Here is a 15327-nt window from a genome sequence, read left to right on the forward strand (position 1 = left end):
CATTTATATTGAGAGTATCTAAGATGAAAAAACCAGTTATCGCTATCTCGTTAGCCACCCTATTTTCAACCACCGCAATGGCAGCAAGTATTAGCCAGCCAATCGCGACTGAACCTTCACACCCAATTGAAATTGAGCGCCCAGTAAACCCTATCGAGCAGATTCCATCGAATCCAATCGAAGTAGAACGTCCGGTAAACCCAATTGAACCAACACCATCAAATCCAATTGAAGTTCAACCAGAACACCCAGACTTACCAATGAAGCCAACCAATCCGATTGAGCAAGCACCCACGAATCCAATTCAGCCTGGGCCATCTAACCCAATTGAGATCCCACCAGAGCATCCAATTGAAGTTGAAAAACCAACACAACCCATCGAAGGGCAACCAGAAAATCCAATTGAATTACCACCCGTTCACCCAATCGAGCCAGAGATCGACCCTGAATTCGGCGTGCAACCAAAATCAAATGAATCAGTACGTATCGATAATTTAGAAAAGACATTCAACGATTTTGCCGAAGAAACAAACCGCCGTTTTAGCGAAGTCGATGAACAAATGAACGGTATCCGTGCAGGCTTACATGCCGTCACAAATGCACGCCCTTATGTTGCAACGGGTGAATTTGCGATGGGCGCTGGTGTCGGTTTTTCTGGCTCTAAAGAAGCAATAGCACTGGGTGGGGCTTACGGTATTAACTCGCAGTTAAGTGTTTCTGGCACCTTCCACTACGAAACCAGCGGCAAGTATTCATCTTCTGATGTCGCTGGCGGTGTAGGTGTTCAATACCGCTTTAAATAATACAATTCTGCCCTCCTATTAATTGGTTTTCACTAATCAGTTTTAACTAATAGATTTTAACTAATAGGGGGGCCCACTAATTGCGCTTATTTATTATTCTAAGTCCCACAACACATCCTTAGCCATTTTGGTTACTCTCATCCCTATTGGTTTCTATCTGGATAGGGATTTTTTTGCTTGAAAGTCCCCTCATAAATCATAAAGCTAGCATTCCCAAGCCACTGTGATAATTTGAAATAACACCCCACAATGGCTAGGAAAACATGGCAAAGGATCTGTCTGCTAATTTAGATTTAAACCTACTGCGCACTTTCATTATTATTGCTCAAGAGCAAAACTTGCGTAGGGCCGCTGAACGTCTATTTGTCACCCAACCCGCCGTTAGTCATGCGCTGCAACGCTTACGAAATCACTTTGATGATCAACTTTTTACCAAAACCAAGCAGGGGTTAACCGCAACACCCTACGCAGAAGAGCTTTATCATCACTTATTGCCTGCAATGGACAGCCTCTCCAAAGCACTGAATACGACCCTAGAGTTCACCCCAGCAGATCTTGATGGAAAAATACGTATTGCACTCGCCCCGCAATTTCTCGCGTCTATTGGTAGTGAACTTTTTTTAAAAATTCATCAAGCTGCGCCTAACTTACGGGTTGAAATAATTAACTGGTCAACAACCACATTAGTGGATATTCACCAAGGGGAAACGCTACTGGGCATCAATTACGATATCGAAAATACGAGTAAAGAGTTAGTCAGAAAAGAACTCATGAAGGGAGAAGCGCTGGTTTTTATTCGGAAAGATCACCCTTTTAGTGGCCAAGTTATTACCCCACAGGAAGCGACACAATATGGTTTTGCCTGTCTTATAATCCCAGATAGAACAGAGCAAATGACTGATGTCGAAAAAATATTTGCGCTTTATGGCTTAACCGCCAATATTTGTTTTCGCTCTACATCGGCACAAACCGTACTTGAAGTCGTTAAAAAAACTGACATGCTGTTTCCATGTGTGAGTGATCTATTTTCGTATTCTCACCCTGATTTCAGAAGGATTTCCGTAAAACTCGAACACTACACCAATCAATACGAGCTCGTGGCTTTTTACCCAAACAAGAACAACAAAGATCCACTCACATTATGGGTAATGGGGTTAGTCAGTGAACTGCTAACCCAACGTAATAGTGCTGCAGCTAGCTAAGCTTCAAAATATCTTCGATTTCCTCTGGCGAGGTATGACGAACATCTTTACCTTTAACAAAGTAAATGATGTATTCGCAAATGTTCTGACAACGATCGCCCACACGTTCAATCGAGCGCGCCGACCACATCACTTTTAGAACATTGGGAATTGAACGTGGATCTTCCATCATATAGGTCATTAGCTGGCGCACAACGGCTTCGTATTCACGATCGATACGGTCATCATCTTGATACACCTTTAACGCTGCTTTGACATCCATACGTGCAAACGCATCAAGCACTTCGTGTAACATACGCACCGCATGCTGCCCCAAGGCTTCAAGTGATACTAATAAGTTGTACTGCTTGTTAGTGAAGTTCTCAAGCGCCACTTTCGCGATACTTTCCGCAACATCTCCGATACGTTCAAGATCGGTAATGGTTTTAATAATTGCGATCACCAAACGCAAATCACTGGCCGTTGGCTGACGTTTCGCAATAATACGCGTACAGGCTTCATCAATCGCCACTTCCATGGAATTCACTTTGTGATCATCTCGGATCACGCGCTTAGCTAATTCCGCATCTTGCTTGTGCAATGCCTTGAGTGAATCTGCAAGTTGCTGCTCAACCAAGCCGCCCATAGCTAATACATGGGTACGAATACTCTCAAGCTCTGCATTGAATTGACCTGAAATATGACGGCCAAGGCTAAAATTATCTAACATTTGTTGCTCCTTAACCGTAGCGTCCCGTGATGTAATCTTCGGTACGTTTTTCTTTCGGCGTTGTAAAAATATCGTTGGTGTTGGCGTATTCCACCAACTCGCCCATGTGCATGAAAGCGGTTTGATCTGAAACACGCGCAGCCTGCTGCATATTGTGCGTAACGATGATCACTGTGTATTTAGTTTTAAGATCGTTAATCAGCTCTTCTATCGTCAGAGTCGAAATCGGATCCAGTGCCGAGGTTGGCTCATCCAATAACAGTACTTCAGGCTCTATGGCAATCGCACGAGCAATCACTAAGCGTTGTTGCTGACCACCCGATAAGCCAAAGGCATTTTCGTGTAGGCGATCTTTCACTTCATCCCACAGTGCTGCGCCACGCAGTGAATTTTCAACCGCATCATCCAATACGCGACGATTTTTAATCCCTTGCAAACGCAGCCCATAAATCACATTTTCATAGATGGATTTTGGAAACGGGTTTGGCCGTTGAAATACCATGCCGACACGACGGCGAAGCGAAGCTACATCCACGCGGCTATCATAAATATTGTGTTTATGAAGCATGACTTTACCGTCAACACGGCAGCCTTCCACCAGCTCATTCATCCGATTAATACAGCGCAATAAGGTTGATTTACCGCAGCCTGAGGGGCCGATAAAGGATGTTACCTGCCCTTTGGCAATCCGCATATTGATATTAAATAGCGCCTGCGTTTGGCCATAGTATAAATCGAGGTTTTCAATCGATAGCGCTGTTTGCTCTTCAGGTAACGAGGCTAAATCGAGTGGCTCAAATAAGCCCATGCTTGGATTTACTGACAACATATCTCTCTCGCTATTGTTCCAAAGAGCGGAATTTCTCACGCAGGTGATTACGAATACCAATCGCCGTTAAGTTAAGGCCAATGATCACCGTCACCAACAAAAAGGAGGTGGCATACACCAAGGGCCTTGCCGCCTCAACATTTGGACTTTGAAAGCCCACATCATAAATATGATAACCGAGGTGCATGAACTTACGATCTAAATGCACATAAGGGAAATTGCCATCAATAGGCAATGTCGGTGCCATTTTCACGACCCCGACTAACATCAAGGGGGCAACCTCACCCGCAGCACGGGCAACCGCTAAAATTAAGCCCGTCATAATAGCAGGGCTTGCCATAGGTAATACAATCCGCCACAGGGTTTCTGCCTGAGTTGCACCTAAGGCTAACGAGCCGTGACGCACCGAATTAGGTATACGGGCTAAGCCTTCCTCTGTCGATACAATCACCACTGGCAAGGTCAAAATCGCCAAAGTTAATGCTGACCACAACACGCCAGGTGTACCAAATGTTGGTGCCGGTAATTGTGCAGAGAAAAACACATCATCAATGGTGCCGCCAACCATATAGACAAAGAAACCTAAGCCGAATACACCGTAAACAATCGATGGCACACCCGCGAGGTTAATCACCGCCACACGAATAATTTTAGTTAACGCATTTTTACCTGCATATTCATGAAGATAAATCGCCGCCATCACACCTAAGGGCGTTACTATCACGCTCATCAGCATCACCATAAAGACAGTGCCGAAGATAGCGGGGAAAACACCCCCTTCGGTATTCGCTTCACGCGGATCGTCACGCAAAAACTTACCCACTTGATGCCCCCAATGATCGAGCTTACCCATATAACTAAGGTTATTGGGATACCAAACATCCAGCACTTGTTCAATTGGTAAGGTGACATTTTCGCCCGTCATATCACGGACAACCAAGGCATCACTTTCAAGGCGAGACTGCAACGCAAACAAGTTTTTCTCTAACACTAAATACGCTTGGTTTAGCGCATCACGCTCAGTAGTTATTCGTGCTTGTTCCACTTCTGTCATGGTTTTCGCGAGCACTAACTTACGCTCTTCAACCCGTAAGTTTTCAAGCTGCCAGTTAATATGGCTAAACTCTTCTTGTTTAATGCGATCTAATTCTTGCCGAATAGTTTCTGCTTGGACGAGTCCCGCCGCCAATTCACTGATTGGCAATACTTTTCCATCATCAATATAGCTAACAGGGTAACCGTAGAACTTACCATTTTGGTCACGATCGATAACCGCAATATCATCCGCTAAAGTTTGCTGCTTAATGTGACTACCAAGAATGGTCATAAAATCTAAACCGACACGCTCACGGTTACCGACTTTAATCAGATAGCGTGGTTCATGCGTGTCTGTCATTGCTGATGTATCGATCCCTGCATCTTGCAGCTGGGTGAGTGGGATCAGCTTACGTTCGTAGACTTCGCCAATCACTGTTTGCGGTTTACCATCAACACTAATATCAAACTGATAGACAGGCGCAGGCCAGAAGTAGCTAAGCCCCTTCCAACCAATCAATAATAATAATCCTAATACTGCAATCAAGCTTAGGCTGACTGCGCCAGCCGTTAACCAAATCCACGGCGAGCCTGATTTAAACCACTTACCCATTCATACTCTTTAGTCGCTCTACTTAACGTTATAACGAACTGTATTTGTCTCGCAAACGCTGACGAACCAGCTCTGCAATAGTGTTAAAGAAAAAAGTAAATACAAACAATACAAAGGCTGCGAGGAACAACACCCGATAATGCGAGCTACCCACTTCAGATTCTGGCATTTCAATCGCGATCGTGGCGGATAAGGTGCGCAACCCCTCCAGCACATTCCAATCCATAATGGGTGTATTACCTGTCGCCATTAGCACTATCATCGTTTCGCCAACAGCACGGCCAAAACCCATCATAATCGCCGAGAAGATCCCTGGACTTGCGGTTAACAACACCACCCGAGTTAAGGTTTGCCACTGCGTCGCCCCGAGTGCCAGTGAGCCGCTGGTCAAATGGCCTGGCACAGAAAATATGGCATCTTCTGCTATTGAAAAAATTGTCGGGATCACCGCAAATCCCATCGCTATACCGACCACCAGCGCGTTACGTTGATCGTAACCAATACCCAACTCGTTACTTAAGAAAATCCGCGCATCACCTGCAAACCAAATCTTTTCAACCACAGGGCCAATAGCAAAACAACCATATACAGTTAGCACAATAACAGGCATGAGTAACATAATATGCAGGCCATTAGGCAAACCATTAACCCACCGTCCTGGCAGCGCTGACCATATCGCCCCCACCATAAAAATCATCAGGGGAAACATCACTATGCTCAGCATAATGCCAACAAGGTTATTCTCGACGATTGGGGCTAACCAAATACCAGCCAAAAAACCCAAAATAACCGTTGGCAAGGCTTCCATAATTTCAACGGTGGGTTTCACAATACTGCGCATTTTCGACGACATGAAATAAGCCGTATAAATCGCCCCAGCCAATGCCAATGGAATGGCAAAAAACATTGCGTATAACGCCGCTTTTAATGTCCCAAAAACTATCGGCACTAAACTCAATTTCGGTTCAAACTCATCACTTGCCGATGTCGATTGCCACACATAGTCAGGCTCTGGATACCCTTCGTACCACACCTCTTGCCACAGCGATGCAAGGCGCATTTCAGGGTGCGGGTTATCAACATCAAAAAATTGCCAGCGCTCCCCTTCTACCACCAACAAGCGATCGGCTCGTGGGGAAATCGCCATTACCGCAGATTCCGGTGAAAAGGCCGTCGCCACTTTGGTTGACTGAAACACCGAATTAGGCGATGTGGCATAAAATGCTGACAAGGTGTCATCTTGTTGCCAGGTAAAAAAGCTTTTACGAAAATGTTCAGGCACAAGCTGCATCACAGGGCTGTCAGATAATGGGAAATCACGAATATGAGTCAGTGACCACTTACCGTCATTCAGCACTTCAAACCATTGAGAAACATGCTTATTGTCAGTAGTAATCAGCAAAGAATTAGCACCCGACAACAAGCTCACATCCGTGATGGTGGCGGACTCAGGCGCCACTGTCACCACATCACGTAAACGGGCGTAACTTTTTTCTGCTGTTTTATCAATGGCAATCACCGCAAGTTGGCGTTCGCGCTGTAGGTATAACGTACGCCCATCAGGTGTCAGTGCCATACGACGAACCTGATTGGATAAATATGCAGGCAAAGATGAAAAATCAATGGCTTGCTCAGACCATTGGGTGCCATGTTCTTGTAACGCATTGCGAGGAGCAGATAACCGTAACCCGACTAAACGCTGATCATCTGTTATTCCGACAATCATTCCTTGTTGCCCTTCGACCGCCAATGCCAATTGCTGGATTGCTTGCCCGTCAGGATCAAGCTGTAATGCGGTGTCACCAAGTGGGTAATCCACACTCGGCACTTGCTGCTTATCCGTACCTATAAAATGCGTTTTGACATTCGGCATGACCACCACAGCACCCCCCTTATTGGTGCCGTAGGCAAATAGTTGGTCTCGCGGTAATGAGCGAGCAAAAGCGGTTGGCTGAGCAACAATCGAAATGGTTTGCGGTGGTAAATCAGACAGAGCTCCTGATGATGCAGATTGCAAAGAAACAAACTGCAATTCACCCGCGCTACCAAAACGATAGGCCAATAAGTTCTGCTCTTCGATGCCGACCGCCAACGTTTGATCTTGGCTTGGCACCACAAACGATGTTTGCGGCTCGACAGTGACAGGTTTAAAGCTCGGTAAAATGACATACAGCAGGTAGAAAAAGATCAATACCAACATCAGCAACACAGATATCCCACCAGCGATCACGCCCATGCGCACCATCTTGTCTTTTAATCGACGGCTGCGGCTCTCTCCGATGAACAATGTGCTGGCGTCTGCCATTTTTACCTCTAACCTAGTTTTACGTAATAGAATACTATTTCTTTTAGATGACAATTATGTGACAAGTCAATCTGAGATGCATAAAGTCAGTCTATTTCAGCATGTTATATGCCACTGAACGGACATAAAACAGCAATATTCAATGTTTACACTACAAGCAGCATGTTGATTCCCTTAGCTGAAACTTAAATACATCAACACACTTAAATTTAGACCTTGGGCATATTTTCCCCTGTCTTTCTTCACCACTCTGGACAGATCCTAACTCGCCTCTGATAATGAGATCGTGTGCATTTTTTAATCGAAGAAGGATATTCGTATGAAACATTTAGTTATTACTGTCATTGGTAAAGATCGTCCGGGCCTAGTTGAACAACTGTCTGATGCTGTTTATAGCAATAATGGTAACTGGTTGAGCAGCAGCCTGAGTAAACTGGCAGGACAATTTGCGGGTATCCTGCATATCGAAGTGGCCTCACAGCATGTTGCCGTTTTACGTTCAGCGTTATCTAAAATCGATGCCCTTCAGATCCACATTGTTGAAGAGCACAGCGAAACCCAACCAGCAACAAAATTGCACCACTGCTGTATTACCGCCAATGATCGCCCCGGCATCGTCAAAGATGTCACCACCTTACTGAGCCAACTCGGCGTCAATATCGACAAATTAGAAACAGAGACGCAAAGTGCGCCCAATTGGGGCTATCCTATTTTTACGGCCCATTTCGACTTAGAGCTGCCACCTGCTCTTGAGTTAGATACCGTGCAACAAGAGCTGGAAAACCTTGCCGATGATCTGACTGTCGATTTTGATGAAAGCCTTGTTGCGAGTTAGCCTGTATTCACTGCCAGCCACAGGCACTATTGGCAACAATAAAGAATAGGATATCCATGAGCACAGACACCCTCTATATCGACAAAGAACTGAGCTGGCTTTCTTTTAATGAACGTGTTTTACAAGAAGCCGCAGATAAATCAGTTCCCTTGATAGAGAGGGTGCGTTTCTTGGGCATTTTCTCAAGTAATACCGATGAATTTTACAAAGTACGCTTTGCTGATATCAAACGCCGTATTCTCATCACTCAAGAGCAAGGCATCAATGATGGTGCTAAACACCTGCTCAGTAAAATTCAGAGCCGTGCCCTCAAAATGAATCAAGATTTTGATGCACTTTACAGCGAACTTTTGCTCGAAATGGCACGTCGTCATATTTTTTTAGTCAGCGAACAACAGCTAGATGACCACCAAAAACCATGGCTACGCCGCTATTTTCGCCAACACATCTTACCCCATATCACGCCAATCCTAATCACTGATGACATTGATTTATTACAATTTTTAAAAGATGAATACTCTTACCTCACCATTGAAATGCGTCATCATGATAAAACGCGTTACGCCTTGATCGAAATCCCGACCGATCAATTACCGCGCTTCATTGAATTACCCGAAGCCAAAAGTAAGCGCCGAAAAACGCTGATCCTGTTAGATAACATCATTCGCTATTTCCTCGATGATATTTTTTGTGGCTTATTTGAGTACGAAAGCCTCGCAGCGTACTCCATGAAAATGACTCGCGATGCCGAATATGATTTAGGGCAAGAGCTAGAGCAAAGCTTGCTGGAACAAATGTCGGAAGGCTTAAAACAACGCTTAACCGCGATGCCTGTTCGTTTTGTTTATCAACGCGACATGCCCAGCGAAATGATCAATGTGCTCAGTGACTTACTCAAAGTATCCAACTTCGACAGCATTATTCCTGGCGGCCGTTACCATAACTTCAAAGACTTTATCGGCTTTCCCAATGTAGGGCGAAAGTATTTAGAAAACAAACCTCTACCGCCAATAGAGAGCTACCACTTCGCGCAGTCTCGCAATAGCTTTGATGCGATAAAAGCCCAAGATATTTTGCTGCACTACCCGTACCATACCTTTAGTCACATGACGGAGTTTGTTCGCCAAGCCTCATTTGATCCAAAAGTTATCAGTATCAAAATTAACATTTATCGTGTCGCCAAAAACTCACGAATAATAGATTCAATGATCGATGCTGCTAATAACGGCAAACGCGTAACTGTGGTGGTCGAACTTCAAGCGCGTTTTGATGAAGAGGCCAATATCGAATGGGCGCGTCGCCTACGGGAGGCTGGCGTACACGTTTTATTTGGCGTACCGGGGCTCAAGATCCACTCTAAATTGTGTTTAGTTACACGCAAAGAAGGTGATCAGTTTGTGCGTTACGCCCACCTTGGCACAGGTAACTTTCACGAGAAAACTGCCCGTATTTATACGGACTTCTCTTTGTTTACTTGCGATGAAAACCTCACTAATGAAGTTCGCCAAGCCTTCGCCTATATCGAAAATCCATACCGCCCTATCGAATTTGACCACTTAATCGTGTCACCTAAAAATTCCCGTGCACGCTTGTACGATTTAATCGATCGTGAAATCGCCCACGCTAAGCAGCAACTGCCCGCAAGCATCACTTTAAAGGTCAATAATTTGGTCGATAAAGGCCTCATTAACATGTTGTATCAGGCCAGCAATGCAGGAGTCTCGATTGACTTAATTGTGCGCGGTATGTGCACGCTGGTCCCAGGAATTGAAGGGATCAGTGAAAACATTCGCGCCATTAGCATTATCGACCGTTTCTTAGAGCACCCTCGCGTCGCTGTTTTTGGTAACAATGGCGATCCCGATGTGATCATTTCATCAGCCGATTGGATGACACGTAATATTGATAACCGCATTGAGGTCGGTTGCCCTATTTACGATCCCAAATTGAAGAAAAAAATTATCGATATTCTCCAAATCCAACTCACTGATACTGTAAAAGCGCGTATTCTTGATAAAGACATGAGTAATCAATACGTCGCTCGCGGTAATCGTCGTAAGGTTCGATCTCAGATGGCCATTTACGAGTACGTGAAATACAGCGAGCGGCAACTAAAAAAACAAGCAGAAAAAGCGATAATCAAGCATGACAGCACTCAACCACTCGTCACCGCGTGAAATTGCCGCCATTGATATTGGCTCGAACAGCTTTCACATGGTCGTTGCTCGGATCGTCGGGCAAAGCTTGCAAATCATCAGTCGTCATAAACAGCGTGTTCACCTCGCTTCTGGCTTAGATGATCATCAAAACTTAAATCAGGCCGCCATTCAACGCGGCCTAAATTGCTTGGCCATGTTTGCTGAACGGCTACAAGGGTTCGAACCTGAAAATGTCCGCATTGCGGCAACCTATACCCTGCGCCAAGCACGTAACGTCCATATCTTTCTCAAACGCGCCGAAACCATTATCCCCTATCCCATAGAGATCATTCCCGGCACCGAAGAAGCCCGCTTAATTTATCTCGGCGTCGCGCACACCCAGCCCGATAGCGGCCAGAAACTGGTCGTTGATATTGGTGGCGGTAGTACCGAATTAGTCATAGGCGATAACTTCACCCCACAATTGGCTTACAGCAAACACATGGGGTGCGTCAGCTATAACCAGCACTACTTTCATAACGGTAAAATCAGCGCCAAAAACTTCAATGCCGCTCAACTTGCTGCTCAACAAAAGATTGAAAGCATTGCAACCAATTACCAAACGCGAGGCTGGGAAACCGCCATTGGTTCTTCTGGTACGATCAAAGCTATTCGAGAGGTCTTAATCGCTAAGGGCCATGCCGATGGCGTTATCACCGCTAAGCGACTGCAATGGTTAGAAGAACAATTGCTGTCATTCAAGCATAACGATGATATTGAGCTTGAAGGGCTCAGTGATGATCGTAAACCTGTGTTTGCCGCTGGGGTCGCAATTTTAACTGGGGTGTTCAAATCACTGAATATTGATGAAATGATTTTCTCTGACGGGGCGTTGCGTGAAGGCCTGTTATACGAGATGGAAGAACGCTTTCGTCATAGTGATATTCGCACCCGCACCGCTGATGCGATGGCACAGCAATACAATATAGACACCGCTCAAGCGAAGCGTGTTAAACAAACAGCAGAAACGATTTACAGCCAAATTGACGCTCACCCTAGTTTGGCAAAATCAGAATTGCAGCCACTGCTTAGCTGGGGCGCATTGCTGCATGAAGTGGGGTTAAGTATTAGCTATCCCGGCTTTCATCGACACTCCGCTTACCTGCTGCGCCACAGCACGATGCCCGGCTTTAATCTAGAACAACAAACAGTACTTGCTACCTTAGTGCGCTTTCAGCGTAAGTCGCTAAAACTGGAAGAAATGCCAGTCTTAAGCATTTATAAGCGCAAGCATCTTTACCCGTTAATCCGCACCTTGCGTCTTGCGGTAGCCTTAAACGGCCAGCGCACCGATGTTCCACTCCCAACAATGTCGGTGACATCGAATAAAGAAGCTTGGACCCTGACATTCGAAGACGGTTGGGAGCAAGACAATAAACTGCTGGCTGCCGATTTACATAAAGAACAAGAATATTGGACGAAAGTCGGCTGGGAATTGGAGATCACACCGCTCACTGACGATGATGATTAACCTAATCCAATCTAGCCTAACCTAAGTAAACCTAAACAAACGCAGAAATAGAAATAGAAATAGAAATAACAACGCCAGCATCATGCTGGCGTTGTTATCTATATACATTCGCTAATCACCATTAGCTCACTTAAGCTCTGGTGCTAATCCAAGTCGTACTAAATCTTCTAACACGACATGTGCAGGCACAGGGATATAACCATCTTTTTCTACCACTTGCTGCCCTTGTTGCGACAAAATAAAACGGAAAAATTCCGCCACCATTGGCGCTAATGGTTGCGTGGGGTGCTTATTCACATAGATATACAAATAACGAGCAAGCGGGTAAGCCCCTGATACGGAATTTTCTACCGTGGCTTCAACATAGTCAGTGCCTTCACGTGCGACTGGAATTGCACGTATTCCCGTGGTTTGATAACCAATCCCTGAATAGCCGATCGCATTAAGCGATGTTGATACCGACTGCACTACAGACGCAGAGCCCGGCTGTTCATTGACGTTATTACGAAAATCACCGTGGCACAATGCACGCTTTTTAAAATAGCCATAAGTACCCGACACCGAGTTACGACCAAATAACTGCACGGTTCTATCAGCCCAGCGTCCCGTTAAACCCAGTTGTGACCAACGCTCTATTGGCTGAGTAGCACCGCAACGTAGTGTGCGTGAATACACCGCATCGAGCTGCTCAAAGTTAATCCCTTTGAGTGGATTATCTTCATGTACAAACACCGCTAATGCATCAATGGCAACACGAATAGAGGTCGGCTTATAGCCATACTCTTGTTCAAAGGCTTCCACTTCACGCGCCTTCATCATACGGCTCATTGGCCCGAGTTGGGCGGTAACTTCCGTTAATGCCGTCGGCGCAGTGGATGAGCCCGCGGCTTGTACTTGAATGTTCACGTTAGGGTATAAACGTTTATATTCTTCAGCCCAGTAGGTCATTAAATTCGCCAGCGTATCTGAACCGACCGATGATAAATTGCCAGAGATCCCTGCGACACGTTGATAAGTAGGCAACTCTTGTAGGTTCATCGGCTCTTGCACTGAAGCTTGCGCCGTTGCGACCAACGCCGCACAGCAACAAAGCATGCCGCCGATAATTGCCTTACCTTTTGCTTTCATCCATCCGCTCCACTGAAACGACAAAAGCGATCACACTGTGATCGCTCTATAATTATTCTCGCTATTCACCCTTAAGCCGCATGCGAAACTAATCGGCTCGGTAGCGTAAAGGCAAATGTTGAACCCTCACCCACTTCGCTGGTTATCTCTAATTGTGAGTCATGATGACTCAATGCATGCTTCACAATCGCCAAGCCTAAACCACTTCCCCCCGTTTCACGAGAACGGGCTTTATCAACCCGATAAAAACGCTCGGTCAAACGGTGGATATGTTGCAGCTCAATACCATCGCCGCTATCGGTCACTTCTAAGCGCGGCCCTTCAGATGATTGATACCAGCGTACATTAATCGCCGCATCATCTGGCGTATGCTTTACGGCGTTATAAACCAAGTTAGAAATCGCACTACGTAGTTGATCATCATCGCCAAATACATGCAGGTTATCATCAACATCAAAAGTGAATTGATGACCCCGATCGCCACTGAGTGATACCGCTTCTTTTTCTAGAATCTCCAGCATCGCAGGAACATTAACGACTTCTTCAAGTTCAATATTCGGCGCGGCTTCAATTTTAGACAGGGTGAGCAACTGTTCAACTAAAGAGTTCATACGAACCAACTGTTCCGTCATCACGCCGTGTGCTTTACCCCACATAGGGCCAGCTAAGATCTCTGGGTCTTTCGACATTTCGAGATAGCCTTGCAATACCGTCATTGGCGTACGTAATTCGTGAGAAACATTGGCAAAGAAATTACGGCGCATACCTTCCAGTTGCTTCACCTGAGACACGTCACGCACCACCATCAGGAATTCACCCTCGGTATAGCGCATAATACGTAGCTCTAAAGTACGGTCATAATTAAACGGCGCGGTGATTTCAAGCGGTTGCTCAAACTCTTGCTTTGCCAGATAACGAACAAAGTCAGGGCTGCGCAATAAATTGCTGATAGGTTGACCCGCATCATCAGGCCAACGAAAACCAAGTAGGTGTTGGGCCAATTTATTGCACCACACAATGTTGCCTTCACTGCGAAATACCACCACGGCATCCGGTAATGATTCGGCACCATTACGGAAACGGCGAATAATAGTGGCGAGCTCTTTACGGCGACGACGATTGCGTTGCTGTAATCGGTAAATACCATTAAATAAGGGTTCCCAGCTCCCCGAGCCAGAAGGTGGCGTTAGGCTGCGCTCTTTCCATAGCCAATTCGACATTTTTAATTGATGATGAAAATGCCATGCTAATTGTAGCCAAGTACCAACCAGTAGAAACCATGACATAGGGACAGTGTCAAAAATCAGCCCGAGAACAACCCACGGCAAATAAATGAGCAACAGCTCCCACACCATTTTTTTCCACGACAAGCGTTCAACCATGTTTACCTCAACACTGCGCATCGAGATAAATACGGAACCCTATCTACCTTTTTGCAGCTATTACTCTGAGCAATTATTGACTATAGACGCGTAGAAAAACGGTAACCTGCACCACGTACAGTTTGTACCATTTTATCGTGACCATCAGGCTCTAGCGCCTTACGTAAACGACGAATATGCACGTCTACGGTACGGTCTTCTACGTATACATTGGTGCCCCACACATTATTGAGCAACTGTTCGCGGCTATACACACGCTCTTGATGCGTCATAAAGAAGTGCAGCATTTTAAATTCAGTCGGGCCCATGTCTAACGGTGATTCATTCGAAGTCACTCGGTGAGAAACAGGATCGAGTTTCAAGCCATGGACATCAATCACATCATCCAACGACGTTGGCGACACTCGGCGCATTACCGCTTTTAAACGTGCCATCAGCTCTTTCGGTGAGAAAGGCTTAGTGATGTAGTCGTCGGCACCGACTTCTAAACCACGGACTTTATCTTCTTCTTCACCACGTGCAGTTAACATTACAACAGGGATCTGACGTGTCATTTCATCACGCTTAAGGTGCTTGATGAGGTTGATGCCCGAACCACCAGGTAGCATCCAATCGAGCAAAATCAGCTCAGGATATGGTTCGCAAATCTTTTCAAGCGCGCTGTCATAATCTTCAGCTTCAATTGCTTGATAACCTTTTTGCTCAAGTACAAAGCACAGCATTTCGCGGATGGGTGCTTCGTCTTCTACAACAAGAATCCGTCTTACCATAGTGATCTATTACCTAATTGTCGTTTGCTGTCGTCGGCGTCATTATC

At 45.6% G+C, this 15327-nt stretch carries 12 protein-coding genes; 5 read left to right on the plus strand and 7 right to left on the minus strand.

Features of this window, described 5'->3' with window-relative positions:
* Positions 1 to 77 precede the first annotated feature (77 nt).
* A complete protein-coding gene (locus tag ASV53_RS09520; protein ID WP_239928766.1) occupies positions 78 to 803 on the plus strand; it encodes a YadA C-terminal domain-containing protein in 726 nt (241 codons plus the stop codon).
* A 263-nt stretch (positions 804 to 1066) separates the two neighbouring features.
* Positions 1067 to 2005 carry a LysR family transcriptional regulator gene (locus ASV53_RS09525; protein WP_094956926.1) on the plus strand — a complete coding sequence of 313 codons (939 nt, stop codon included), beginning with the start codon at positions 1067 to 1069 and terminating at the stop codon, positions 2003 to 2005.
* Here the strand turns inward: ASV53_RS09525 and phoU are convergent.
* Genes phoU through ASV53_RS09545 form a run of 4 tightly spaced genes read right to left on the minus strand, consistent with a single transcriptional unit; the run spans position 1998 to position 7496 of the window.
* Positions 1998 to 2714 carry a phosphate signaling complex protein PhoU gene (gene phoU / locus ASV53_RS09530; protein ID WP_094956927.1) on the minus strand — a complete coding sequence of 239 codons (717 nt, stop codon included), beginning with the start codon at positions 2712 to 2714 and terminating at the stop codon, positions 1998 to 2000. The genes ASV53_RS09525 and phoU overlap by 8 nt on opposite strands.
* A 10-nt stretch (positions 2715 to 2724) precedes the next feature.
* Positions 2725 to 3543, minus strand: a complete 819-nt coding sequence (gene pstB / locus ASV53_RS09535) for a phosphate ABC transporter ATP-binding protein PstB (RefSeq protein WP_094956928.1) — start codon at positions 3541 to 3543, stop codon at positions 2725 to 2727.
* 10 nt (positions 3544 to 3553) lie between these two features.
* Positions 3554 to 5191 (minus strand): phosphate ABC transporter permease PstA, encoded by a 1638-nt coding sequence (gene pstA, locus ASV53_RS09540; RefSeq protein ID WP_094956929.1) that lies wholly within the window; start codon positions 5189 to 5191, stop codon positions 3554 to 3556.
* 28 nt (positions 5192 to 5219) lie between these two features.
* Entirely contained in the window at positions 5220 to 7496 is a 2277-nt protein-coding gene (locus ASV53_RS09545) for an ABC transporter permease subunit (protein ID WP_094956930.1), read from the minus strand.
* 319 nt (positions 7497 to 7815) lie between these two features.
* On the opposite strand from ASV53_RS09545, the gene ASV53_RS09550 reads away from it, so the two are divergent.
* The 3 genes from ASV53_RS09550 to ppx are packed head-to-tail and all read left to right on the plus strand — an operon-like array spanning position 7816 to position 12000.
* Positions 7816 to 8331, plus strand: coding sequence for a glycine cleavage system transcriptional repressor (locus ASV53_RS09550; RefSeq protein WP_094956931.1), 516 nt, complete (start codon positions 7816 to 7818; stop codon positions 8329 to 8331).
* Between the two features lie 50 nt (positions 8332 to 8381).
* Positions 8382 to 10508, plus strand: coding sequence for a polyphosphate kinase 1 (gene ppk1 / locus ASV53_RS09555; RefSeq protein WP_275657094.1), 2127 nt, complete (start codon positions 8382 to 8384; stop codon positions 10506 to 10508).
* Positions 10477 to 12000, plus strand: a complete 1524-nt coding sequence (gene ppx, locus ASV53_RS09560) for an exopolyphosphatase (protein WP_094956932.1) — start codon at positions 10477 to 10479, stop codon at positions 11998 to 12000. The genes ppk1 and ppx overlap by 32 nt, the downstream gene beginning before the upstream one ends.
* 126 nt (positions 12001 to 12126) lie before the next feature.
* Here ppx and ASV53_RS09565 read toward each other — a convergent pair whose 3' ends face one another.
* From ASV53_RS09565 to phoB, 3 genes are all read right to left on the minus strand, one after another.
* Positions 12127 to 13128: a PstS family phosphate ABC transporter substrate-binding protein gene (locus ASV53_RS09565; RefSeq protein WP_275657093.1), complete on the minus strand. Its 1002-nt coding sequence runs from the start codon at positions 13126 to 13128 to the stop codon at positions 12127 to 12129.
* A 71-nt stretch (positions 13129 to 13199) separates the two neighbouring features.
* On the minus strand, positions 13200 to 14510 hold the full coding sequence (gene phoR, locus ASV53_RS09570) for a phosphate regulon sensor histidine kinase PhoR (RefSeq protein ID WP_094956940.1): 1311 nt from the start codon (positions 14508 to 14510) through the stop codon (positions 13200 to 13202).
* Positions 14511 to 14590: 80 nt separating this feature from the next.
* Entirely contained in the window at positions 14591 to 15280 is a 690-nt protein-coding gene (phoB, locus tag ASV53_RS09575) for a phosphate regulon transcriptional regulator PhoB (RefSeq protein ID WP_062691344.1), read from the minus strand.
* Positions 15281 to 15327: the final 47 nt, after the last annotated feature.

The sequence above is a fragment of the Photobacterium sanguinicancri genome (assembly GCF_002265265.1).
In the GTDB taxonomy this organism is placed as follows: domain Bacteria; phylum Pseudomonadota; class Gammaproteobacteria; order Enterobacterales; family Vibrionaceae; genus Photobacterium; species Photobacterium sanguinicancri.